Origin of the sequence: Pseudaestuariivita atlantica (assembly GCF_001205715.1) — a bacterium.
Lineage (GTDB): Bacteria > Pseudomonadota > Alphaproteobacteria > Rhodobacterales > Rhodobacteraceae > Pseudaestuariivita > Pseudaestuariivita atlantica.
The window spans coordinates 499,323-520,665 of record NZ_AQQZ01000003.1 but is presented as its reverse complement, the minus strand read 5'-3'; the positions used below and the strand labels follow the sequence as shown (position 1 = coordinate 520,665).

Here is a 21,343-nt window from a genome sequence, read left to right as displayed (position 1 = left end):
ACATCTCTCCCTGCAGTTCCAGGCCCGCGAATCGTACCCGGTTCGCGGGCCTTTTCCGTCCCGCGCATGACCGATCATTGGTGTCAGTGAGTTAACGCCAGCACCCCTCACCGGATCGGGGGAGTTGAAATAGGCGAATTTTCTTCACGTCGGTGAACATGTTAAAGTTGTTATTAACCTTTCGTTAACAACTATAAAGGAGGCTGCCTTGAAATACGACGCACCTCACGACTGGATCCTCGACGTACTCACGGACCTGAAGCAATACGCGCGGGCAAATGGCATGCTCACGCTGGCCGAGCAGCTGGATGACACACGGCTGGTCGCTTCGACCGAGATCGCGTCCCAGGGGGCTCCGGTTACGGGCGGGCCGGGGGACAATGGCAGCACAGATCGCACCCATTCTCGACGACTTGGAACAAGCCAGCGCGCTTGAACATCTGCAAACGGTGATCGAACGGCTGCGCGACAGCTTCGCCGTCGATCATCTTGTCTATCACTGGGTCAATTCCAGTGGCGAGCAATACGGTTGCGGCACCTATGATCCCGTCTGGGTACAGCGGTATATCGACCAGGGATACCTGCGCATCGATCCGGTGATTTCGGGGTGTTTTCAACGGTTTCACCCGGTGGACTGGAAGCGGCTCGATTGGTCTTCGAAGGCCGCGCGCGCCTTCCTTCAGGATGCGCTGGGCCATGGCGTTGGCAACCAGGGCTTCTCGATCCCGATCCGCGGCCCGAACGGGCAATTCGCGCTCTTCACGGTCAACCATTCCTGCGACGACGCGACATGGGAAGCCTTCACCGAGCGGCACCGCAAGGACCTGATCCTCGTCGCGCATTACTTCAACCAGAAGGCGCTTGAATTTGAACCCGGCCGCACCCCCGAACCGGCACAGGCCCTGTCCCCGCGCGAGCTGGAGGCGATGACGCTGCTGGCGGTCGGGTACAACCGCGCGCAGGCGGCGCAATCGCTCGACATCTCGGAGCATACGTTACGGGTGTATATCGAAAGCGCGCGGTTCAAACTGGGCGCGCTCAACACCACCCACGCAGTCGCCCGCGCGCTCAGCCGGGGCATTATCGTGGTCTGAAACCTTAACACGGGGCACGCCGCCGCAAGACGCCGGCAACCGTCCCCGCAATAGGCCCTTTGCACCGATCCTGCGAAGAGGGGCCGCACGATGATCCGTTACCTTTATGGCGTCGAACTCGACCGCCACCCGAAACTCGCACACAGCATGTTCCGCGACCGCGCCTGGCAGTTCAAGGAACGGCTCGACTGGGCCGTCAGCGTCACGCCCGAGGGCGAAGAGCGCGACGAATACGACTTCCTGAACCCGCTTTACGTGATCTGGGAGAACCGCGACGGCACCCATGGCGGGTCGATGCGCCTGTTGCCGACCGTGGGCCAGACGATGGTGAACGACCATTTCGGGCACCTCACGGGCGGCGGCCCGATCCAAAGCCCGCTGATCTGGGAATGCACCCGGTTCTGCCTGTCACCGACCTCCACTGCCCGCACCGCCGCCGCGCTGATGCTGGCGGGGGGAGAGGTGATGCAGGGGTTCGGCGTCGAACACTACGTGGGCGTGTTCGACGCGCGCATGGTGCGGATCTACCGCCGCATCGGGTCGTCGCCGGAGATCCTTGGCACCGACGGCACGGGCCGCGACGCGATCAGCGTCGGCCTTTGGGACTTCACGCCCGCCGCACGCACCCGCGTCGCCATGGCGGCGGGCCTGTCCACCCGCCTGTCGCGCCACTGGTTCACCCGCGCGTTCGGGGCCGATTTCCAGCTGGCGCGCACCGCCTGAGACGTCGAATTGCGGTTTCCCCCGCATCGCGCGCGCCCTAGTGTGCGCCCATGTCCCAGCCCGCGATCATTCTGTCCGACGAACAGGCCGAGGCGCATGATCGCGTGTCGGCCCTGCTGGCGGGTGCGGGCATAAACCTCGACGATGCGCTGCTGATGCCGCCGCGTGACGGCAAGTCCGCCGTCATGGCGGTGATGGGCAAGGCGGGATCGGGCAAGACGCTGCTTCTGGCCGAACTGGTGCGGTCGATGCGCGCCGCCGGGGTCGACATCGTCTCGGGCGATTACGAGGGCCGCCGCCGCAAGGACCGGCGCACGCTTGCGATCCTCGCCCCCACCAACAAGGCGGCCAGCGTGTTGCGGATGCGCGGGGTACCCGCCACCACGATCCACCGCATCCTCTATACCCCCGTTTACGACCCCGAATACGAACGCATCGCCGAATGGATCGCCGGGCAGGGCGACCGCCCCGAGGTCGAAGGCCTGACCGACGCCGCGCTCGACCGCGCCTACGCCTTCTACCAGCAGAACGCATCTGTCCCCGGCGCGCTGGCGGCGGCGGGGCTGAGGGGCAGCGATTTCATCACTGGCTGGAAGCGGCGGGAAGAGCCGCTGGACGTGGGGTTCGTCGACGAAAGCTCGATGCTCGACGACAAGCAGTACGAGGACCTGCGCGAGATTTTCCCGACGCTCCTGCTGTTCGGCGATCCCGCGCAGCTGGCCCCGGTGAACCAGTCGGGCGCGATGGTGTTCGACCGGTTGGAAGACGGCCAGAAGATGCAGCTGAACCGCATCCACCGGCAGGAGGCGGACAGCCCCATCCTCGACCTCGCCCACGCGCTCGCCGACCCCGACGTCGATTTCCACCGCTTCGAAGCCATGGTGCAGGAGGCCGCCGCACGCGATGACCGCGTCGTGCATGCCGAACGGGTGGAGGTCGACCTGATGGCGCGCTCCCCCGTGCTGGTCTGGCGCAACGCCACGCGCATTCGCCTGATCCAGGCGTTTCGCTCGGTCTATGGCGCGCCCGAGGACGAGTTGCTGGAGGGCGAGCCGCTGATCTGCGACGGCATCGAACTGCCCATGAAACATCGCAAGAAGCGCCTCGATCTGGAAGCGCGCGGGCTGATCAAGGGCGCGCAGGTGATCTACATGGGCCTAGGCCGCCGCCCCGGCTTTTCCAAGCTGCACGTGATGGGGGCCGAGGATCCGCAGGTGTCCGCCGCGTCGATCGTGAAGATCGAAAAGCCGGACGAGGAAGAACCCTTCATCCCCTTCGCCGCCCGGATGGGCGCCACCTTCCTGCACGGCGCGGCGGTCACGATCCACAAGGCGCAGGGCTCGCAGTGGGAGAACGTGCAGGTCTTTGCTCCGGACCTCTACGCCGCCTTCCGCGCCGGCCGGACTGAGGCGGGCGTGCCGCTTTGGAAGCGGCTGGCCTATGTCGCGATCACCCGCGCGCAGGAGCGGCTCTACTGGGTCGTGCGCAACCGGCTCGCCAAGCCGACGCAGCCGCTGACGGTGGATGATCTGAAGGCGCTGCCGAAACCCGGCCTCGAACTCACCGCGGCAGAGCCGGAGGGCTGACACGGTGTAACGGTCCCGCGGTGCAACGCCGTTCGAACGGCGTTGCCAAGCCTCTTCGAAGAGGCTTGCCATCCCCCCGCACCTCGCTTTCACTGCGCTCAGGAGGACACCCATGGACCTAGGCATGACCGACCGCGTGCGCCCGCTGGTAGAGCAGGTGCGGGCGATGATCGCGGACGACATCGAACCGCTTGACCACGAATTCCACGCGCTGGTGGGCACCCATCCGTCGGGCGACCGGTTCCAGCACGTGCCGCGCCAATTGGAGATCCTTGACGGGCTGAAGGCCAAGGCGCGGGAGCGGGGCCTGTGGAACTTCTGGCTGACCGACAGCGAGAAGGGGCAGGGTCTGACGACCGTGGAATATGCCTACCTCGCCGAAGAGATGGGCAAGGTTCGGCTGGCGGCAGAGGTCTTCAACTGCTCTGCCCCCGACACCGGCAACATGGAGGTGTTCGAGCGTTACGGCACGGCGGCGCACAAGGAACGCTGGCTGAAACCGCTTCTGGCCGGGGAGATCCGCTCGGCCTACGTGATGACCGAACCGGACGTCGCCTCTTCCGACGCCGCGCAACTGGCGTTCGAGGCGCGCGAGGACGGCGATGCCTATGTCCTGAACGGGGAGAAATGGTGGATCAGCGGGGCGGGTGATCCGCGTTGCAAGGTCTATATCCTGCTGGCCGAAACCGACCCGGACGCCGACAAGCACAAGCGCCATTCCATGTTCGTCCTGCCCGCCGACGCGGAGGGCATCGAGATCCTGCGCCCCATGCAGGTCTTCAACCACGACGACGCGCCGCACGGCCACATGCACCTGCGCTTCACCGAAGTGCGCGTTCCGAAGGAGGACCTGGTCCTTGGCCGGGGCCGGGGGTTCGAAGTGGCGCAAGGCCGGCTTGGGCCGGGCCGCATCCACCACTGCATGCGCGCCATCGGGCAGGCGGAAAAGGCGCTGGAGATGATGTGCAAGCGCGGGCTGGCGCGGGAGGCCTTCGGCAAGCCCATCGCGCAGCTGGGCGCGAATTACGACATCATCGCCAACGCCCGGATGGAGATCGAGATGGCACGGCTTTTGTGCCTCAAGGCCGCGTGGATGATGGACACGTCTTCACCCAAGGAGGCCGCGCCGTGGATCAGCCAGATCAAGGTCGTAGCACCGCTCATGGCGCAAAAGGTGCTGGACGAGGCGATGCAGTTGCACGGCGCGCAAGGTATCAGCCAGGACACCGACCTTGCCGCGATGTACACCCACAACCGCACCCTGCGCTTCGCCGACGGGCCGGACGCCGTGCACCGCCGCCAGGTCGCGCGGGCCGAGTTGCGCAAACACACGAACATGCGGCTATGAACCTCGACACGCTCACCCGCTGGATCGAGGCGCAGACCGACCTGCGCGGGCCGTTCGAGGCAGAGAAGTTCGCCTCCGGCCAGTCGAACCCGACCTACAAGCTGACCTCGCCCTCGGGCACCTACGTGCTGCGCCGCAAGCCCGAAGGGGCGCTGCTGAAATCCGCGCATGCCGTGGATCGCGAATTCCGGGTGCAAAAGGCGCTAGCGGACACCGGCGTACCGGTCGTCCGGATGCACACGCTCTGCGAGGATGATGCCGTGATCGGCACGGCGTTTTACGTGATGGACCATGTTGAGGGGCGCATCTTCTTCGATCCCGGTCTGCCCGACGCGACGCCCGATGAACGCGGCGCGATCTATGACGCGATGCTTCAGGTCTTGGCCGCCATCCACTCGGTCGACCTCGACCAGACGGGGCTGGGCGATTACGGCCCCGAAGGCCACTACCTCGCCCGGCAGCTGGGCCGCTGGACCAAGCAGTATCGCGCCTCGGAAACCGAGCCGTTGCCCGACATGGATGCGCTGATCGCCGGGCTGGAAGCGGCGCTGCCCGAAGATGACGGGCAGCGGACGCTGGTGCACGGCGACTACAGGATCGACAACCTGATCTTCGCGCCTGACGCGCCACGGGTCAGTGCCGTGCTGGACTGGGAATTATCGACGACCGGCCACCCCTATGCCGACCTCGCGGCGCTGGTGATGCAGTGGCAGCTTCCGCCGGGCAAGGTGGGGCGAGGCCTCGCCGGGCTCGACCGAGCCCGTCTCGGCCTGCCCACCGACGCCGATGCCATCGCGCGCTATTGCGCCCTGCGCGGGATCGACGGGATCGCGGATTTCAACGTCTACCTTGCCTTTGCCTTCTTCCGCATGGCGGCGATCCTTCAGGGAGTGAAGAAACGCGGGCTTGACGGGAACGCGTCGAACCCCGAGCAGGCGGCGCTTTACGGCTCCTTCGTGCCCGTCTTTGCCGAGAAGGGGCGCGCGGCGTTGAACGGATAGGGCGCGCCTACCGCTCTTTCACGTAAGGCACGCCACCGGATTTCGGCGGCACCGCCTTGCCGATGAAGCCCGCAAGGATCACCACCGTCAGGATATAGGGCAGGGCGTCCATGAACTGCACCGGGACGGTAAATGCGCCCAGGTCGATGTTCTGGTACCGCAGCGCCACCGCCTGCAGGAAGCCAAACAGCAGGCAGGCCCCCAGCGCGTACCACGGCCGCCACTTGGCAAAGATCAGCGCCGCCAGCGCGATGTAGCCCCGGCCCGCCGTCATCTCCTTCACGAACCCGGCTTGCAGCCCGGTCGCAAGGTAGGCGCCAGCGATCCCGCAGAGGATTCCGCAGATGCCAACGGCGGCAAAGCGCAGGCCGACGACGGACAGGCCCGCCGTGTCGACGGCGGCGGGGTTCTCCCCCACGGCGCGCAGGTGCAGGCCGAACCGCGTGCGGAAGAGGATCCACCATGTCAGCGGCACCATCAAAAGCGCGACGTAGACAAGGATCGAATGGCCCGAGATCAGGTCGTGATAGATGGGTCCGAGGATCGGCACGCCTTGCAACGTATCGGCGAAGGGCAGGGTGATCTCCTGGAACCGTCCGCCTCCGATCAGCGACGGTGTGCGCCCGCCCTGCTGGAACCAGTCCTGCGCGATCAGAACGGTCAGCCCAATGGCAAGGAAGTTGATCGCCACGCCGGAAATCAGCTGGTCCCCGCGGAACGTGATCGAGGCAAGGCCATGCAGCCCCGACAGCACCATCGACGACGCGATGCCCGCCAGCAGGCCCAGCCAGACCGACCCGGTCAGCGCCGCCACGGCGGCAGAGAAGAAGGCCGCCATCAGCATCTTGCCTTCCAGCCCGATGTCGAAGATCCCCGCGCGTTCGGAAAAGAGGCCCGCAAGGCAGGCCAGCAGCAGCGGCGTTGACAGGCGGACCGTGGAATCGAGGATTTGCAATGCGGTGGCGAGATCCATGTCCTAGCTCCGCGAGGTGGCGAGTTTGAAGGCGGCAAAGGCAAAGAACGCCCCGAACGCCATGTCGAGCCAGCGCTTGGCGCGCTGGTAGAAGCGCACGACCGGCTCGGTCGAAAAGGCGCGGGCATAGGCGAGGTGCCCGACCAGCGACAGCAGGAACGACCCCACCACCAGCAGGACCGAGATATGGACCTGCGCCGCGCTGCCGATACCCACGGCGACCGTGGCGATCCACATCAGGGCCGCCTTGGGGTTGGTCATCTGGATGAGGAACCCGCGCCAGAAGAGCGCCTTGTCACTGCGGGCCGTGGCGTTCAGTTGTTTCGTGGGGCCGAATGCCGACCGGAAGGATTTGAAGGCGAGCCACGCAAGGTAGGCCGCGCCCGCGATCTTCAGCACGATCATCGCGCCCGCATAGGTCGCCATCAGCGCCGAGAAGCCCAGCACAGTCAGCACCGCCCACAGCCCCGATCCGACGGCGATCCCGCAGGCCAGCGCCGATCCGGCCTGCCGCCCGCGCTCCATCGACGTCCCGATGATGGCGAGGATGTTGGGTCCGGGGCTCAGAAGCCCGGTGACCATGATCCCGAAGGACACCAGCAGCCCGGCATAATCCGCCCACATCAGCCTTCCCTCCGCACCGCACCGAACAGCCGTTCCAGCGGCATCCGCACCATGTTGTCGAGAGCGCCGGTGAACAGGATCACCAGCGCCTGGATCACCACGATCAGCTCACGCGGGATGCTGGCCCACAGCGCCAGTTCCGCCCCGCCCTGGTAGAGGAAGCCGAAGAGGATCGCGGCCAGCAGCACGCCCAGCGGGTGGTTGCGCCCCATCAGGGCCACGGCAATGCCGATGAAGCCCGCGCCCTCGGTCGCGTTCATGACCAGCCGTTCGGCCTCTCCCATGACGTTGTTGATCGCCATCATGCCGGCCAGCCCGCCCGAGATCATCATCGCCACGACGGTGATCTTCACGGGGCTGATGCCCGCGTACCTGGCGGCGCTTTCGGATTTGCCGAAGGCGCGGATCTCGTACCCAAGCCTGGTGCGCCAGATCAGCAGGTAGACCAGCACGCAGGCGATCAGCCCGATCAGGAGCGAGATGTTGGCCGGTGCGGCCTTGGAAAACGGGATGCCGAAGACGCCGAGGATGTCGTGCAGGGTCGGCAGGTGCGTGGCTTCGGGGAACTTGCCGGTGGCCGGGTCCATGCTGCCTTCGGGCCGCATCACGTTGACCAGCAGGTAGTTCAGCAGAGCGGCGGCGATGAAGTTGAACATGATCGTGGTGATCACGATATGGCTGCCGCGCGTGGCCTGCAGGTAGGCCGGGATCGCGGCCCAGAACGCGCCGAACGCCGCCGCGCCCACCAAGGCAAAGATCAACGCCAGCGACCAATGCGGCCACGGGATCACGATGCACACGATGGCCACGCCCAGCCCGCCCAGCATCGCCTGCCCCTCGGCCCCGATATTGAACTGCGCGGCATGGAAGGCGACCGAGAAGGCCAGGCCCGTGAACAGGAAATTCGTGGCGTAATACAGGGTATAGCCCCAACCATAGGTCGACCCGAGCGCACCATCGACCATCAGGTTCAGCGCGGCAATCGGGTCCTCCCCGATGAACAGGATCACCAGCGCCGACAGGATCGCCGCAAGGAAGATCGAGATCAGGGGCACAAGGACCGCGTCGGCCCAGGCGGGCATCTTGCTCATGCAGCCGTCTCCGTCACACCGGCCATCAGAAGGCCCAGTTCCTTTTCATCCGTCTCGCCCGGCAGGCGTTCGCCCATAACCCGGCCATCGAACATCACCGCGATGCGGTCGCTAAGGGACATGATCTCGTCCAGTTCGACGCTGACCAGCAGGATCGCCTTGCCCGCGTCGCGCAGGCGCACGATCTGCTGGTGGATGAATTCGATCGCGCCGATATCGACGCCGCGCGTCGGCTGGCCGACCAGCAACAGGTCGGGGTTCCGCTCGATCTCTCGCGCCAGGACGATTTTTTGCTGGTTGCCGCCCGAGAACGACTTGGCCTGCAGGCGCGGGTTGGGCGGGCGCACGTCAAAGCGTTCCATCTTGCCCGCCGTGTCGGCCTTGATCGCAGCGTTGTTCATCAACAGGCCGGATTGCATCGCGGGGTCGTGGTGATAGCCGAAAACCGCGTTTTCCCATGCCATGAAATCCATGATCAGCCCTTCGGACTGGCGGTCTTCGGGCACGTGGGCGATACCGCGCGCGCGGCGCGACCGGCCGTCGGAATGCTTGCCCGTCAGGTCGATCTCTTCCCCGTTCACGCGCACGGTGCCCGTGGCGGTGCGGTATCCTCCCAGCACTTCGAGGAGTTCCGACTGGCCGTTCCCGGCCACGCCCGCAATGCCGAGGATCTCGCCCGCGCGCACGGTCAGGTCGATGCCGCGCAGGCGTTCGACCCCTTGGGAATCGACCACGCGCAGGCCTTCGACCTCCAGCACCGGCTTGCCGGGATTGGCGGCTGTCTTGTCGACGCGCAGCAGCACCTTCCGGCCCACCATCAGTTCCGCCAGCTCGGCGGGCGAGGTTTCCGAGGTCTTGACCGTCGCCGTCATCTCGCCCCGGCGCATCACGCTGACGGTGTCGGTGATGTCCATGATCTCGCGCAGCTTGTGGGTGATGAGGATGATCGTCTTGCCCTCTTCCCGCAGCCGGTCGAGGATGCGGAAGAGCTGGTCGGCCTCTGCGGGCGTCAGCACGCCCGTCGGTTCGTCGAGGATCAGGATATCGGCCTGCCGATAAAGCGCCTTGAGGATTTCCACCCGCTGCTGCATGCCGACGCCGATTTCGTCGATGCGCGCGTCCGGGTCGATCTTCAGCCCGTATTCCTTTGCCAGTTCGGTCAGTTCCTTGCGGGCCTTCCTCAGCGACGGCATCAGCATCGCGCCTTCCTCGGCACCGAGAACGACGTTTTCGAGGACGGTGAAGTTCTCCACCAGCTTGAAGTGCTGGAAGACCATGCCGATCCCCGCCGCGATGGCGGCCTGGCTGTCGGGGATGACGGTCTTCTTGCCGTTGATGAAGATCTCGCCCGCATCGGCCTTGTAGAAGCCGTAGAGGATCGACATCAGCGTCGATTTCCCGGCGCCGTTCTCGCCGATGATGCCGTGGATCGTGCCGGGCATCACGCGGATCGAAATGTCCTTGTTGGCCTGCACGGGGCCGAAGGCTTTCGAGATGCCTTTGAGTTCGATGGCGGGGGCGGTCATGGGTGCGTCAAATAGCTTTGGTTCGAGATGGAAGATCAGCCGCGCGGTCGTCGGGCCTCGGATCGGCGATCCCTCGTTGGGGTCGGGGCGCTTTATGTTTGCCAGACCTGCAGAAGGCCAGTGTTGCGCGCTGTCCCGGCCATATCGCCGGGCCGGGGGGAGGCCCGGCGATTGCGCGGCGGCCTGCGGCCTTGATTCCGCGCAAGGGCGTTGCGGCCGGTGCTCCGCTCACTCAGGCGCTCCAAGGCCCGCGAAGCCGGTCATGCGGGTGATCTTCCCGCCATCGGTTTCCACGAAATACTGCCCGTGCTGCACCTTGTGCGCGCCGTCCGGCCCCTTGCCGCCAAAAGCGACGGTGGCACGGGTCAGGCCCGCGACGGCATCGGTGCTCACGACCTTTGCCGTCCAGCCCGGCGCATTGGCGCTGAACATGCCGACGTAATCCGACAGCGCCTTGGTGCCGCGGATCGGCTCGGGCGCGCGCGGATCGGCATAGACCCCGTGCGGATCGAAACTGGCCGCGATGCACATCTGGCGTGCCTCGGCATCCGTTTCCGACCATGCGTTGAAGAAGGTGGTGATGGGATCGCTCATCGCGCGCCCCCTCGTTGTGAGTGTTGGGCCGCGCCGGGGGTCGGCACGGCCCGATGGTCTTAGAACGACAGGGCGGGGCAGCTGTCATCCGACGTGTAGTCATGCACCGACAGCGATCCGTCGGCGATGCTGGCCGCGGCAGCGTCGACCGCCGACTTCATGTCGTCCGACACGAGCGAGGCATTGTATTCGTCCAGCGCGTAGCCCACGCCACCGTTCGAGATCCCCATGACCTGGAAACCGGGTTCCAGATCGGCCCCGGCCGAGAACGCGTCATAGACGGCGTTGTCCACGCGTTTCATCATCGAGGTCAGGACCTTGCCCGGATGCAGGTAGTTCTGGTTGCTGTCCACGCCGATCGACAGGATGCCTTCGTCGGCGGCGGTCTGCAGAACGCCCACGCCGGTACCGCCCGCCGCGGCATAGACCACGTCAGCGCCTTGGCTGATCTGCGCCTTGGTCAGCTCCGAACCCTTCACCGGGTCGTTCCACGCCGCGGGCGTCGTGCCGGTCATGTTGGCGATCACGGTCGCGTCGGGGTTCACCGCCTTCACGCCCTGGGCATAGCCGCAGGCGAACTTGCGGATCAGCGGGATGTCCATGCCGCCGATGAAGCCGACGGTGTCGGATTCCGATTTCATCGCCGCCATCATGCCGACGAGGTACGACCCTTCATGCTCGTTGAAGACGACCGACTGCACGTTCGGCTGGTCGACGACCATGTCGATGATCGCGAACTTGGTGTCGGGGTAATCGGCGGCAACCTCACCCAGCGCCGTGCCGAAGGCAAAGCCGGCCATGACGATCGGGTTCGCGCCCGCTTCGGCAAAGCGGCGCAGCGCCTGCTCGCGCTGCGCTTCGGATTGCAGCTCGATCTCGCGGAAGGAGTTGCCGGTTTCGTCCGCCCAGCGTTTCGCGCCGTTATAGGCCGCCTCGTTGAACGACTTGTCGAACTTGCCGCCCAGGTCGAAGATCAGGGCCGGCTCGGCCAGCGCCGCGCCCGCGGTCAGGGCCAGCGCCGCGACGGTGCCAAGGGCTTTGTGCATGAATGTCATTGGTGTCTCCCAGTTTTGATCCGTGGCGCGTTGTATCGCGCGCGGGATGCGGGCCAGCAGCCGGCCCGCGATCATGTTGGGATTAGGGCGCAGCGTGCCAAAGGGGTCAACCGGATTCTTTCCCGGCGGCGTCCGGGGGCCGTTGCGTCAACGCCTTGGCGAGCAGGATTGCATCAACGCGGGCACCGTCCGCCATGCGGTAATACCGCGCCCGCCGTCCTGTCTCGGCATACCCGGCGGTCGCGTAAAGGCCGAGCGCCGCGCGGTTGTCCGCCCGCACGTCGAGGAACACGCGCTCCGCGCCCTGCGCTGCCGCCCCGGCCTCGAACGCGGCCAGCACTGCCCGCGCAAGGCCCTGCCGCCGGTGATCGGGATGGGTGGCGAGCATCAGCACCTCCGCCTCGTCCGCGATCACCCGCCCCAGAAGCGCCGCCCGCCCATCGCCCAGCGACAGGACGCCCGCGCTGTCCATCAGCCCGGCAAAGTCCCCCGCCGACCAAGCCTGCGCCGCGCCGTTCGCCGCCCCGTGCAGCTGCGCCCAGTCGTCAGGCGTCATCCAGCATCACCGGCGGCGGGTCCGAGGCCGGCGCGGCATCGGCGGGTTTGAGGTAGAGCGGTTTCGGCGCGTCCCGCTCCGGCCCCGCCGCATCCGCGATCAGCGCGATTGCCTCGGCAAGGCGCGCGGGGTCCGTCATCTCGACCACGGGTCCCGTGACCTCCGCACGGTCGCGCAGGGCAGGGGCCCCGCCTGGGGCACAGGCATAAACCTGCCCGCGTGGCGCGGCGACCAGCGCGGTGGCGTCCGGCATGTCGCGGTGCAGAGCCTCGAAACTCGACATGCCCACGGCGCGCACGCCTAGCCCCAGCGCCAGCCCGCGCGCGGCGGAGACCGAGATACGGATGCCCGTGAAATTCCCCGGCCCGATCCCGCACCCGATGCGGTCAAGCTCTTGCCAGGTCACGCCCGCGCTGTGCAGCATCTCCTCGATCATCGGCATCAGCCGCTCGGCCTGTCCGCGCGCCATCTCTTCACGGACCGACACAAGAACCCGCCCGCCCGACACCAAAGCGGCCGCGCAATGCGCGGCCGACGTGTCGAAGCCAAGCGTGAGGGGCCGTTCAGGCAACCGGGCGCACCTCGGTCACTTCGGGGATGTAGTGCCGCAACAGGTTCTCGATCCCCATCTTCAGCGTCAGGGTCGAAGACGGGCACCCGGCGCAGGCACCCTGCATGTGCAGGTAGACGACGCCCTTGTCGAACCCGTGGAACGTGATGTCGCCGCCGTCCTGCGCCACGGCGGGACGCACCCGGCTGTCGAGCAGTTCCTTGATCTGGCCCACGACCTCGGCATCCTCGCCGTCATGCTCGGCATGGCCCGAAGGCTGCGCGGCACCACCGGCCATGACCGGCGCGCCGGACTGGTAATGCTCCATGATCGCGCCCAGCACGGCGGGCTTGATGTGATCCCACTCCACGCCCTCGGCCTTGGTCACGGTCACGAAATCGGTGCCGAAGAACACGCCCGTCACGCCTTCCACCCCGAAGATGCGCGTCGCCAGCGGCGAGGCATCGGCGCCTTCCGCGCTGGGAAAATCGGCCGTTCCCATCTCCAGCACGGTCTGGCCGGGCAGGAATTTCAGGGTCGCCGGGTTGGGCGTGGACTCGGTCTGGATGAACATGGGGCGCGATCCTCTGGTCTGGTCTTTAGATGACGACTGGTCCTTGGCGTGTCAAGAGTTTGGAATGGTTCTAAATCGGCCGCGAACCGCGCGACGGCGTGCGTCTATGTGCTGCGACGTATTTCGTTGACCATTTGGTCAAAAAGTGATTTGCGGGCGTTACTCTCCCACTCAAACTGATCGGGTTTGTCATGGCTCACTCCGCCACGGGCTCGCGCTCCATCACCGACATCCTCCACGACGTGCCTGCCGACCGCAGGCTCGCGATGCTGGCCTCGCTTCTCGTGCAGGAACTGGAAACACTCGGCTACGACCTCGCGAGCGAGGTATCCTCGACCACCGTGGGCTCGGTCTTCGTCATGGCCAAGGAAATGCAGGATTATGCCGACCGCGTTCAGGCGCTGATCGACCGGGACCTGCAACCGGGCGGTGCGAAACTCACCTGATACGCGGCGGCGTCCGGCTCAGGCCGAGGCCGCCCAGTCCCAGTAAAGCTCCCGCGCGCGGCGCGCGACGGGGCCGTGCTGGTAGCTGACCTCGTCGAAGGCGGTGATCGGCGTGATCTTCATCATGTTGCCGGTCATGAACACCTCGTCCGCGGCCTCGAAATCGGCGAAGGTCAGCACCTTCTCGACCACCTCGACCCCGTCGGCGCGCAGGTTCGCGATGTGCCGCCCGCGCGTGATCCCGGCCAGGAAAGTGCCGTTGGGGATGGGGGTGAAGACCACGCCGTCGCGCACCATGAAGATGTTCGCGGTCGCGGTTTCGGCCACGTTGCCCATCGCGTCCGTGACCAGCGCGTTGCCGAACCCCTTGGCGCGTGCCTCGGCCAGCATGCGGGCATTGTTGGGGTAGAGGCAGCCCGCCTTGGCATCGACCACCGCGTCCTCCAGCACCGGGCGGCGGAACCGGGTGCGTGTCAGCGTGCTGGTATGGGTGGCGGGGGCCATCGGGATAACTTCCAGCGAGATCGCAAACCCCGTTGCGCCCTCTTTCGGCACGATCCCGAGGTCGCCGCCATCCAGCGCCCAGTACATCGGGCGGACGTATACGGCGGTGTTGCCGTCATAGGCCTTCAAGCCATCGCGCACGATGCTCACCATCTCGTCCGTCGACACGGTCGGCGTGATCATCAGCGCGCGGGCCGAGCGGTTGACGCGGTCGCAATGCGCCCAGAGGTCCGGCGCGCGCCCGTCGAACTGCCGCGCCCCGTCGAACACCGTGGTGCCCAGCCACGACCCGTGATCGGCGGCACGCATCACCATGACGTCGCCGTCATGCCAGCGGCCTTCGAAGAACGTGCGGATATTGCTGCCGGTCGCCATGCCCAAGCCTCCCCTGATCGCGCGCACTATGTCGCCGCGCCGGGCGCTAGTAAAGCGGCTCCAGGTAGACGGGTTCCCCGTTCACGGTGACGCCCTTGATCGCGCCATGCCCTTCCGGGTCCAGCGCCACGATCAGCCCCAGCGCCCGGTCGTTGCGCACCACCTCCAGCTCCTGCGCGCGGTCCTTCGGGGCATAGTAGCGACCGAACGGGAAATCGATGAGGATCTGATCGGGCGCGGCATAGCGGAACGTGCCCTGCAGCACGGGCGCATCCGTCGCGGGCCGCGTGGTCGTGACCTCGGTCGGGCGCCAGAACCCGTCCTCGCCCTCGGCAAGGATCGCCCAGACGGGCTCGTCGGGCGTCAGATCGCCGGTCACGGTGACCGCGCCCGTGTCGAGCCGCGAGATGACCAGGTCCAGCGTCACGTAATGGCCCCGGAACAGGTCGCGCGGGTCCACCATGCCGGTTTCCAGCACGACCTCCTGCCCGTCTCGGATCAGTGCCGCGCGGTCGGTGATCATTTTGGCCAGCGCGGCGGTCTGCAGCGCTGCCGCCACCGCGATCCCACCGATCAGCATCCAGCGCCGGGTCATGCCTTGCCCTCCCGCCTGCGCCCCAGCCGCGTCGCGATGAAGGCCCCCGCCAGGAGCAGCGCGCCCGCGCCAAGGTAGAACAGCGAGGTGCCCAGCAGGTCGCCCAGCGTCTTGGCATAGATCGTCAGCATCATGCCCGCGAACCACACCGCGCCCAGCACCCGCAGCAGCGTGCTGTCGAGCCGATGCCCGATCCGCACGCACCAGATCGACAGCGCCAGCAGGACCAGGTCGGTCGTGCCCGGCCAGCGCAGCACGAAAAAGGCCAGCGCCGTCAGGACCAGCGCGCCCACGGTGACCCACTGATCATACTCCGTCCGCCACCCGCGCGCCTGTCCCATCACCGCAAGGCCAATGCACAGGACCAGCGACGCGGCCAAAGCGCTCCACCCCAGAACCGCCGCGCGCCCCGTCGCCAGTGTCGCCTCGTCCGGGACAAGGTAGAGCGGCAAGAGCGACAGCCCGGTCAGCGCGAGGACGTATCCCACCGCCTCCGGCTCGAACCCCTGCAACAGGCGCGGGCGCGCATGGCTGGCGAGCAGCAGCGCCAGCACGGCAAAGCCCGCCGCCGTGGTGACCATGAACAGGGCCTCGGGCAGGTCTTCCACGATGATCTCGGACAACGCCCACGCGCAGAGCGCCAGCGCCCCCATATGCGCCACGATCCGCGACCGCATCGCAAGGCACAGGGCCGCGCCTGCAAGCCACGGCACAAGAAACAGCCAGTTGACGGGAGCGAGGTCGTCAAAGACCCCAAGAAGGTGCCACAACGCCATCAGACCAAAAGCCAGCGCCAGCGCCATCGGCGACCACGCCAGCGCCGCCGCCGCCAGCGTGCCCAGCATCCAGAGCCAGACCGCATCCCTTGGATTGCCCTGGATATGGTACATCTGGCTGATCAGCATGATCCCCGCGCCAAAGAGGCCACAGGCCAGCAGCGTCAGCACCGCCGACAGCCACGTCCGACCCGTCATCCGGGCATAGAGAACGCCACCCCACGACGCCCAGAGCGCGGCGAAGATCAGGAGGACGCGGGCGAGACGGCTCATCTCCTCCCAGTTGGCGGCGACGAAGGTCATCGCGCCGAACATCAGGCTGACCACGCCCGCGATCACCACGAACCCCATGAACCCGCGCCCGGCGGCCTCGGGACCGATATCGGCGCGCAGGGCGTCTGCCTGATCGGCGGGCAGCACGCCACGCGCCTGCCAGTCATCGACGGCGGCGCGCAGGAACGCGGTGCGGGACAGGTGTCTCATGCCGTCAGGCTACCGCATCCGGGGGCATCCGGGACAGGGCGGATTTTCCTGACCTTTCGACGGGCCTCAGCGCACGCCGATCTCGGCCAGTGCGGCGGACAGGGCCACCGGCAGCGCCTCTTCCCGCTCGCGGCCCGCGCGCAGGTCGGCAGGCGCATCGGCATCGTTGAGGTACCGCCACCCCTGGAAAGGGCGTTTCAGCGCGGTCTCGGTCCGGATCACCTTGGGGTCGATCATCATCGCGCAGCGGCGGATGCCGTCGGCGCCGATCACCTCCTCGAACCCCAACAGGCGCGTGCGGGCCTGCAACACGCCCTTGATCACCCAGTAGATCGAGCCGCCATCCAGCAGCTCCGCCTCGCGCTTGGGCCACATCCGGGTGATGTGGCACGGCTGGCCGTCCACCTGCCGGCAGGCGCGGCTGTTGTACCACGCCTGCAGGCTGTCGACGCTTTCGCTGCCGACGCTCAACTTGATGAGGTGCAGTTTACCCACAGATTCCTCCACATGCCTGCCACATATCGTATCGCACCACGCCCGCGCTGCAAGGGATGGTGGCGAAACGCCGCGCGACGGGCTATAGTGTTGATCCTCCACGCAAGGGAATCGTTGCCATGACCGCCTTCGCCGCGCCCATCGCCGAGCAGATATGGGACATGAAATACCGCCTGAAAGAGGCGGATGGCACGCCCATCGACACCACCGTCGAAGACACCTGGCGCCGCATCGCCCGCGCTCTGGCCAGCGTCGAAGACGACAGCGATGCGTGGGAGGCGCGCTTTTATGACGCGCTCGAAGGGTTCAAGTTCTTGCCGGCGGGCCGCATCACCGCCGGCGCGGGCACGGGCCGGTCGGTCACGCTCTTCAACTGCTTCGTCATGGGCACGATCCCCGACACGATGGGCGGCATCTTCGACGGGTTGAAAGAGGCCGCGCTGACCATGCAGCAGGGCGGCGGGATCGGCTACGATTTCTCGACCATCCGGCCCAAGGGTGCGGCCGTCGCGGGCGTCGCCGCCGATGCGTCGGGGCCCTTGTCCTTCATGGACGTGTGGGACGCGATGTGCCGCACCATCATGTCGGCGGGCTCCCGCCGGGGCGCGATGATGGCCACGATGCGCTGCGACCACCCCGATATCGAGGCGTTCATCGACGCCAAGTCCGACGCCGCCCGCCTGCGCATGTTCAACGTCTCGGTCCTCGTAACTGACCCGTTCATGGACGCGGTCAAGGAGGACGGGCCGTGGGACCTGGTGTTCGACGGCAAGGTCTACAAGACCGTTCAGGCGCGTGACCTCTGGAACCGCATCATGCGCGCGACCTACGATTACGCCGAACCCGGCGTGATCTTCATCGACCGGATCAACGCCGCCAACAACCTCAACTATGCCGAAACCATCGCCGCCACGAACCCCTGCGGAGAACAGCCCCTGCCGCCCTATGGCGCGTGCCTTCTCGGCTCGATCAACCTCGCGCGGCTGGTGTCCGACCCCTTCACCGACGCCGCCGCGATCGACGAGGACGCGCTGGCCGACCTCGTGGCGACGGCGGTGCGCATGATGGACAACACTGTCGACGCCTCCCGCTTCCCGCTGCCCGCGCAAGAGGCCGAGGCGCAGGCGAAGCGCCGGATCGGGCTGGGCGTGACGGGCCTTGCCGATGCGCTTCTGATGACCGGCCTGCGCTATGGCTCGGAGGAGGCGGCGCGTCAGACCGAGCACTGGTTGCACGCCATCGCCCGCGCCGCGTACCTCGCGTCGGTTGGGCTGGCGACCGAAAAGGGCGCCTTTCCGCTCTTCGATGCGGACGCCTACCTGCAGTCAGGCACGATGCAGGCGATGGATGCCGACGTGCGCGCCCAGATCGCCGAACACGGCATCCGCAACGCGCTGCTGACCTCCATCGCGCCCACCGGGACGATCTCCCTTTACGCGGGCAATGTATCCTCGGGGATCGAGCCGGTTTTTGCCTACGCCTATACCCGCAAGGTCCTGCAAAAGGACGGGTCGCGCACCGAGGAAGAGGTGGTCGACTACGCCGTCCAGATGTGGCGCGACCTGAAAGGCGACGAGCCCCTGCCGGACCATTTCGTCAACGCCCAGACCCTCGCCCCGCTCGACCATGTCAGGATGCAGGCGGCGGCGCAGAAATGGGTCGACTCGTCGATCTCGAAGACGATCAACTGCCCCGAGGACATCTCGTTCGACGCGTTCAAGGACGTCTACATGGCCGCGTGGGATCAAGGGTGCAAAGGCTGCACGACCTACCGCCCCAACGCAGTCACGGGGTCGGTCCTGTCGGTGTCCGAGGCGTCCGAGGACGCACCGGGCGAGGCGCCCGAACAGGTGCGCGGTACGGCCGCCGCGGTGGATGGCGAGGTGATCTACATCTCCGAACCGCTCGACCGCCCCAACGCGCTCGAAGGGCAGACCTACAAGCTGAAATGGCCCGACAGCGAGCACGCGATCTACATCACGATCAACGACATCGTGCAGGGCACCCAGCGGCGTCCGTTCGAGGTATTCATCAACTCCAAGAACATGGAACACTTCGCGTGGACCGTGGCGCTGACCCGCATGATCTCGGCCGTGTTCCGGCGCGGCGGGGACGTGTCCTTCGTGGTGGAAGAGCTGAAAGCCGTGTTCGACCCGCGCGGCGGCGCATGGGTGCAGGGCAAGTACATCCCGTCTATTCTGGCAGCCATCGGCGGCGTGATTGAACGCCACATGATCGCCACCGGGTTCCTCGAAGGGGAGGGGATGGGACTCAAGTCCGACCCTCAGGCGCAGGTCGTGAACCTCGACGACGGCAATCGCGGCAAGGCCTGCCCGAATTGCGGCCAGTACACGCTGCACATGGCCGAAGGCTGCCTGACCTGCTCCTCCTGCGGCCACTCCAAATGCGGCTGACCTGACAGCCCGGATGATCCGAGGCGGGCCATCAGGCCCGATGAGGGGCGCTTACCCGCTGAGCGTGGGCCTCCGCGCGCTCAGCACCTCGATCGCGTCGGCCAGATGCGGATCGGCGATCGCCATGTCGCCCCGCTCCACCCGGATCTTGTGCGCCTCGTGCAGCACGTCGGAATGGGTGAAACCCGCGGGTGGTTCGAACCGGTAGGACGCCAGTTCGATCAGCATCCCCAGCGGATCGCGGAAATAGATCGAGTTCATGAACCCGCGATCCTTCTCCCCCGAATGCTTGATCCCATTGGCATCCAGCCGTTCGACCAGTTGCGAATACATCGACTGGCTGACGGCAAAGGCGACGTGATGCATCTCTCCCGGTTCGGGACGTCGCGCACGGCCATCCGGCTTGCGGTCCTCGCTGGTGAAGATGGTGATCAGCCGCCCGTCGCCCGGATCGAAATACAAATGCCCCTCGCCCGGACTGTCGAGGTTCGGTTGCTCGAACAGGAAGGGCATGCCCAGCACGCCCTCCCAGAAATCGATGGAGGTCTGCCTGTCCGCCCCCATCATCGTGACGTGGTGCAACCCCTGCGCTTGCAGCTTCGACATGGCGGTGCCCTCCTTCTCCGGCGCGTGTGACGCCAAGGACATTAGCACGCCTGCCGCCGCTGCACAGCGGCGCGCCGTCAGTAGATGTCGAACAAGCCCGCCGCGCCCATGCCGCCGCCGATGCACATGGTCGCGACGCCGCGCTTGGCCCCGCGCCGCTTGCCCTCTCGCAACAGGTGCCCGACCATCCGCGCGCCGGTCATGCCGAACGGGTGACCGATGGCGATGGAGCCACCGTTGACGTTGCACTTCTCGTCATCGATGCCCAGCCGGTCGCGGCAGTAAAGCGCCTGGCTGGCGAAGGCCTCGTTCAACTCCCACAGGTCGATGTCATCGACGCTCAGCCTGTGCCGTTCCAGCAGGCGCGGCACGGCAAAGACGGGGCCGATCCCCATCTCCTCGGGCCCGCACCCGGCCACGGCAAAGCCGCGGAAGGCACCCATCGGTTCGATCCCCGCGGCCTCTGCTTCCTTGGCGCCCATCAGCACGACCGCCGCCGCGCCATCGCTCAGTTGCGAGGCATTGCCGGCGGTGATGAACTTGCCCGCGCCGCGCACGGGGTCGAGCGAGGCAAGACCCTCCATCGTCGTCCCCGGCCGGTTGCACTCGTCCCGGTCGAGCGTCACCTCCTTGGTGGAGACCTCTCCCGTCTCGCGGTCCTTCACAGCCATCACGGTGTCCATCGGCACGATCTCGTCCGCGAACAGGCCCGCCTCCTGCGCCGCCGCGATCCGCTGCTGCGAGCGCAGGCCATAGGCGTCCTGCGCCTCCCGGCTCACGCCATAGCGTTCGGCCACCAGGTCGGCGGTGTCGATCATCTGCATGTAGGCCTCGGGCCGGTGCTCGGCGAGCCACGGGTCGGGGAAGGCCGACACGTCGGGTTGCACCATCGAGATGCTCTCGACCCCGCCCGCGACCATCGGTCCCGCGCCCTCGGCCACGATCTGGTTCGCGGCCAGCGCGATGGATTGCAGGCCAGACGAGCAATAGCGGTTCACCGTCATGCCGCTGGCGGTGTCGGGAAGACCCGCGCGCATGGCGATCTGCCGCGCGACGTTCTGGCCGGTCACGCCCTCGGGAAATCCGCAGCCGATCACCACGTCCTCGACCCGGTCGGGATCGACGCCCGCGCGCTCGACGGCGGCGCGCACCGCATGCGCGCCCAGCGTCGCGCCGTGGGTCTGGTTCAGCGACCCGCGAAAGGATTTCGCAAGGCCCGTGCGGGCGGCGGATACGATGACGGCCTGGTCCATGATGGGGTTCTCCTCTTTGGTCCCATCAGACCACCCGGCGCGCGCGCCATCAACCACGCCGCAGCGTCACGGAGGGGGTCGGGTGAGGATCACCCGACCTA

23 protein-coding genes are annotated in these 21,343 nt (G+C 66.7%); 8 read left to right on the top strand and 15 right to left on the bottom strand.

Annotation, left to right across the window (positions count from 1 at the left end; translation table 11 throughout):
- Positions 1–208 precede the first annotated feature (208 nt).
- From ATO11_RS21220 to ATO11_RS09200, 6 genes are all read left to right on the top strand, one after another.
- Entirely contained in the window at positions 209–436 is a 228-nt protein-coding gene (locus ATO11_RS21220) for a hypothetical protein (protein ID WP_082176232.1), read from the top strand.
- Positions 381–1,094 (top strand): helix-turn-helix transcriptional regulator, encoded by a 714-nt coding sequence (locus tag ATO11_RS09220; protein ID WP_050530523.1) that lies wholly within the window; start codon positions 381–383, stop codon positions 1,092–1,094. The genes ATO11_RS21220 and ATO11_RS09220 overlap by 56 nt, the downstream gene beginning before the upstream one ends.
- A gap of 90 nt (positions 1,095–1,184) precedes the next feature.
- Positions 1,185–1,817 carry an acyl-homoserine-lactone synthase gene (locus tag ATO11_RS09215; protein WP_050530522.1) on the top strand — a complete coding sequence of 211 codons (633 nt, stop codon included), beginning with the start codon at positions 1,185–1,187 and terminating at the stop codon, positions 1,815–1,817.
- Between the two features lie 50 nt (positions 1,818–1,867).
- A complete protein-coding gene (locus tag ATO11_RS09210; RefSeq protein WP_050530521.1) occupies positions 1,868–3,403 on the top strand; it encodes an ATP-dependent DNA helicase in 1,536 nt (511 codons plus the stop codon).
- 112 nt (positions 3,404–3,515) lie between these two features.
- Positions 3,516–4,751: an acyl-CoA dehydrogenase family protein gene (locus ATO11_RS09205; protein WP_050530520.1), complete on the top strand. Its 1,236-nt coding sequence runs from the start codon at positions 3,516–3,518 to the stop codon at positions 4,749–4,751.
- Positions 4,748–5,752 (top strand): phosphotransferase family protein, encoded by a 1,005-nt coding sequence (locus tag ATO11_RS09200; protein ID WP_050530519.1) that lies wholly within the window; start codon positions 4,748–4,750, stop codon positions 5,750–5,752. Before ATO11_RS09205 ends, ATO11_RS09200 begins: the two co-directional genes overlap by 4 nt.
- Before the next feature lie 7 nt (positions 5,753–5,759).
- Here the strand turns inward: ATO11_RS09200 and ATO11_RS09195 are convergent, their stop codons facing one another.
- From ATO11_RS09195 to ATO11_RS09155, 9 genes are all read right to left on the bottom strand, one after another.
- Positions 5,760–6,725, bottom strand: coding sequence for an ABC transporter permease (locus ATO11_RS09195; RefSeq protein ID WP_050530518.1), 966 nt, complete (start codon positions 6,723–6,725; stop codon positions 5,760–5,762).
- Positions 6,726–6,728: 3 nt separating this feature from the next.
- Positions 6,729–7,349 carry a LysE family translocator gene (locus tag ATO11_RS09190; protein ID WP_050530517.1) on the bottom strand — a complete coding sequence of 207 codons (621 nt, stop codon included), beginning with the start codon at positions 7,347–7,349 and terminating at the stop codon, positions 6,729–6,731.
- Positions 7,349–8,440, bottom strand: a complete 1,092-nt coding sequence (locus tag ATO11_RS09185) for an ABC transporter permease (protein ID WP_050530516.1) — start codon at positions 8,438–8,440, stop codon at positions 7,349–7,351. The genes ATO11_RS09190 and ATO11_RS09185 overlap by 1 nt, the downstream gene beginning before the upstream one ends.
- Complete coding sequence (locus ATO11_RS09180; RefSeq protein WP_050530515.1) at positions 8,437–9,966, bottom strand: ABC transporter ATP-binding protein; 1,530 nt, start codon at positions 9,964–9,966, stop codon at positions 8,437–8,439. The genes ATO11_RS09185 and ATO11_RS09180 overlap by 4 nt, the downstream gene beginning before the upstream one ends.
- A gap of 228 nt (positions 9,967–10,194) precedes the next feature.
- Positions 10,195–10,560 (bottom strand): nuclear transport factor 2 family protein, encoded by a 366-nt coding sequence (locus ATO11_RS09175; RefSeq protein ID WP_050530514.1) that lies wholly within the window; start codon positions 10,558–10,560, stop codon positions 10,195–10,197.
- Between the two features lie 59 nt (positions 10,561–10,619).
- Positions 10,620–11,615: a BMP family lipoprotein gene (locus ATO11_RS09170; protein WP_050530633.1), complete on the bottom strand. Its 996-nt coding sequence runs from the start codon at positions 11,613–11,615 to the stop codon at positions 10,620–10,622.
- Positions 11,616–11,721: 106 nt separating this feature from the next.
- Entirely contained in the window at positions 11,722–12,171 is a 450-nt protein-coding gene (locus tag ATO11_RS09165) for a GNAT family N-acetyltransferase (protein WP_050530513.1), read from the bottom strand.
- On the bottom strand, positions 12,161–12,742 hold the full coding sequence (gene tsaB / locus ATO11_RS09160; protein ID WP_050530512.1) for a tRNA (adenosine(37)-N6)-threonylcarbamoyltransferase complex dimerization subunit type 1 TsaB: 582 nt from the start codon (positions 12,740–12,742) through the stop codon (positions 12,161–12,163). The genes ATO11_RS09165 and tsaB overlap by 11 nt, the downstream gene beginning before the upstream one ends.
- Positions 12,735–13,295, bottom strand: coding sequence for a NifU family protein (locus ATO11_RS09155; protein WP_050530511.1), 561 nt, complete (start codon positions 13,293–13,295; stop codon positions 12,735–12,737). Before ATO11_RS09155 ends, tsaB begins: the two co-directional genes overlap by 8 nt.
- A gap of 191 nt (positions 13,296–13,486) precedes the next feature.
- Here ATO11_RS09155 and ATO11_RS09150 point away from each other — a divergent pair, with 191 nt between their 5' ends.
- Positions 13,487–13,741: a hypothetical protein gene (locus ATO11_RS09150; protein ID WP_050530510.1), complete on the top strand. Its 255-nt coding sequence runs from the start codon at positions 13,487–13,489 to the stop codon at positions 13,739–13,741.
- 18 nt (positions 13,742–13,759) lie between these two features.
- On the opposite strand, the gene ATO11_RS09145 is transcribed toward ATO11_RS09150, so the two are convergent.
- The 4 genes from ATO11_RS09145 to ATO11_RS09130 all read right to left on the bottom strand — a co-directional run bounded on the left by ATO11_RS09145 (position 13,760) and on the right by ATO11_RS09130 (position 16,969).
- The gene (locus ATO11_RS09145) at positions 13,760–14,620 is read right to left on the bottom strand and encodes a branched-chain amino acid aminotransferase (RefSeq protein WP_050530509.1); all 861 of its coding nucleotides are present in this window, start codon (positions 14,618–14,620) and stop codon (positions 13,760–13,762) included.
- Positions 14,621–14,666: 46 nt separating this feature from the next.
- The gene (locus tag ATO11_RS09140) at positions 14,667–15,215 is read right to left on the bottom strand and encodes a GDYXXLXY domain-containing protein (RefSeq protein ID WP_050530508.1); all 549 of its coding nucleotides are present in this window, start codon (positions 15,213–15,215) and stop codon (positions 14,667–14,669) included.
- Complete coding sequence (locus ATO11_RS09135) at positions 15,212–16,474, bottom strand: DUF2157 domain-containing protein (protein WP_050530507.1); 1,263 nt, start codon at positions 16,472–16,474, stop codon at positions 15,212–15,214. The genes ATO11_RS09140 and ATO11_RS09135 overlap by 4 nt, the downstream gene beginning before the upstream one ends.
- Positions 16,475–16,540: 66 nt before the next feature.
- On the bottom strand, positions 16,541–16,969 hold the full coding sequence (locus ATO11_RS09130; RefSeq protein WP_050530632.1) for a DUF1489 family protein: 429 nt from the start codon (positions 16,967–16,969) through the stop codon (positions 16,541–16,543).
- Positions 16,970–17,088: 119 nt separating this feature from the next.
- Between ATO11_RS09130 and ATO11_RS09125 the strand changes: the two genes are divergently transcribed.
- A complete protein-coding gene (locus ATO11_RS09125) occupies positions 17,089–19,383 on the top strand; it encodes an adenosylcobalamin-dependent ribonucleoside-diphosphate reductase (RefSeq protein WP_050530506.1) in 2,295 nt (764 codons plus the stop codon).
- Between the two features lie 51 nt (positions 19,384–19,434).
- On the opposite strand, the gene ATO11_RS09120 is transcribed toward ATO11_RS09125, so the two are convergent.
- Positions 19,435–19,989, bottom strand: coding sequence for a VOC family protein (locus tag ATO11_RS09120; RefSeq protein WP_050530631.1), 555 nt, complete (start codon positions 19,987–19,989; stop codon positions 19,435–19,437).
- 77 nt (positions 19,990–20,066) lie between these two features.
- Positions 20,067–21,242, bottom strand: coding sequence for an acetyl-CoA C-acyltransferase (locus tag ATO11_RS09115; RefSeq protein WP_050530630.1), 1,176 nt, complete (start codon positions 21,240–21,242; stop codon positions 20,067–20,069).
- Positions 21,243–21,343: the final 101 nt, after the last annotated feature.

Bases quoted from the DNA above. Each gene is read 5' to 3' on its own strand.
- ATO11_RS09220 (WP_050530523.1), top strand. From the start codon at position 381: ATGGCAGCACAGATCGCACCCATTCTCGACGACTTGGAACAAGCCAGC.
- ATO11_RS09215 (WP_050530522.1), top strand. From the start codon at position 1,185: ATGATCCGTTACCTTTATGGCGTCGAACTCGACCGCCACCCGAAACTC.
- ATO11_RS09210 (WP_050530521.1), top strand. From the start codon at position 1,868: ATGTCCCAGCCCGCGATCATTCTGTCCGACGAACAGGCCGAGGCGCAT.
- ATO11_RS09205 (WP_050530520.1), top strand. From the start codon at position 3,516: ATGGACCTAGGCATGACCGACCGCGTGCGCCCGCTGGTAGAGCAGGTG.
- ATO11_RS09200 (WP_050530519.1), top strand. From the start codon at position 4,748: ATGAACCTCGACACGCTCACCCGCTGGATCGAGGCGCAGACCGACCTG.
- ATO11_RS09195 (WP_050530518.1), bottom strand. From the start codon at position 6,725: ATGGATCTCGCCACCGCATTGCAAATCCTCGATTCCACGGTCCGCCTG.
- ATO11_RS09190 (WP_050530517.1), bottom strand. From the start codon at position 7,349: ATGTGGGCGGATTATGCCGGGCTGCTGGTGTCCTTCGGGATCATGGTC.
- ATO11_RS09185 (WP_050530516.1), bottom strand. From the start codon at position 8,440: ATGAGCAAGATGCCCGCCTGGGCCGACGCGGTCCTTGTGCCCCTGATC.
- ATO11_RS09180 (WP_050530515.1), bottom strand. From the start codon at position 9,966: ATGACCGCCCCCGCCATCGAACTCAAAGGCATCTCGAAAGCCTTCGGC.
- ATO11_RS09175 (WP_050530514.1), bottom strand. From the start codon at position 10,560: ATGAGCGATCCCATCACCACCTTCTTCAACGCATGGTCGGAAACGGAT.
- ATO11_RS09170 (WP_050530633.1), bottom strand. From the start codon at position 11,615: ATGACATTCATGCACAAAGCCCTTGGCACCGTCGCGGCGCTGGCCCTG.
- ATO11_RS09165 (WP_050530513.1), bottom strand. From the start codon at position 12,171: ATGACGCCTGACGACTGGGCGCAGCTGCACGGGGCGGCGAACGGCGCG.
- ATO11_RS09155 (WP_050530511.1), bottom strand. From the start codon at position 13,295: ATGTTCATCCAGACCGAGTCCACGCCCAACCCGGCGACCCTGAAATTC.
- ATO11_RS09150 (WP_050530510.1), top strand. From the start codon at position 13,487: ATGGCTCACTCCGCCACGGGCTCGCGCTCCATCACCGACATCCTCCAC.
- ATO11_RS09145 (WP_050530509.1), bottom strand. From the start codon at position 14,620: ATGGCGACCGGCAGCAATATCCGCACGTTCTTCGAAGGCCGCTGGCAT.
- ATO11_RS09140 (WP_050530508.1), bottom strand. From the start codon at position 15,215: ATGACCCGGCGCTGGATGCTGATCGGTGGGATCGCGGTGGCGGCAGCG.
- ATO11_RS09135 (WP_050530507.1), bottom strand. From the start codon at position 16,474: ATGAGACACCTGTCCCGCACCGCGTTCCTGCGCGCCGCCGTCGATGAC.
- ATO11_RS09125 (WP_050530506.1), top strand. From the start codon at position 17,089: ATGACCGCCTTCGCCGCGCCCATCGCCGAGCAGATATGGGACATGAAA.
- ATO11_RS09120 (WP_050530631.1), bottom strand. From the start codon at position 19,989: ATGTCGAAGCTGCAAGCGCAGGGGTTGCACCACGTCACGATGATGGGG.
- ATO11_RS09115 (WP_050530630.1), bottom strand. From the start codon at position 21,242: ATGGACCAGGCCGTCATCGTATCCGCCGCCCGCACGGGCCTTGCGAAA.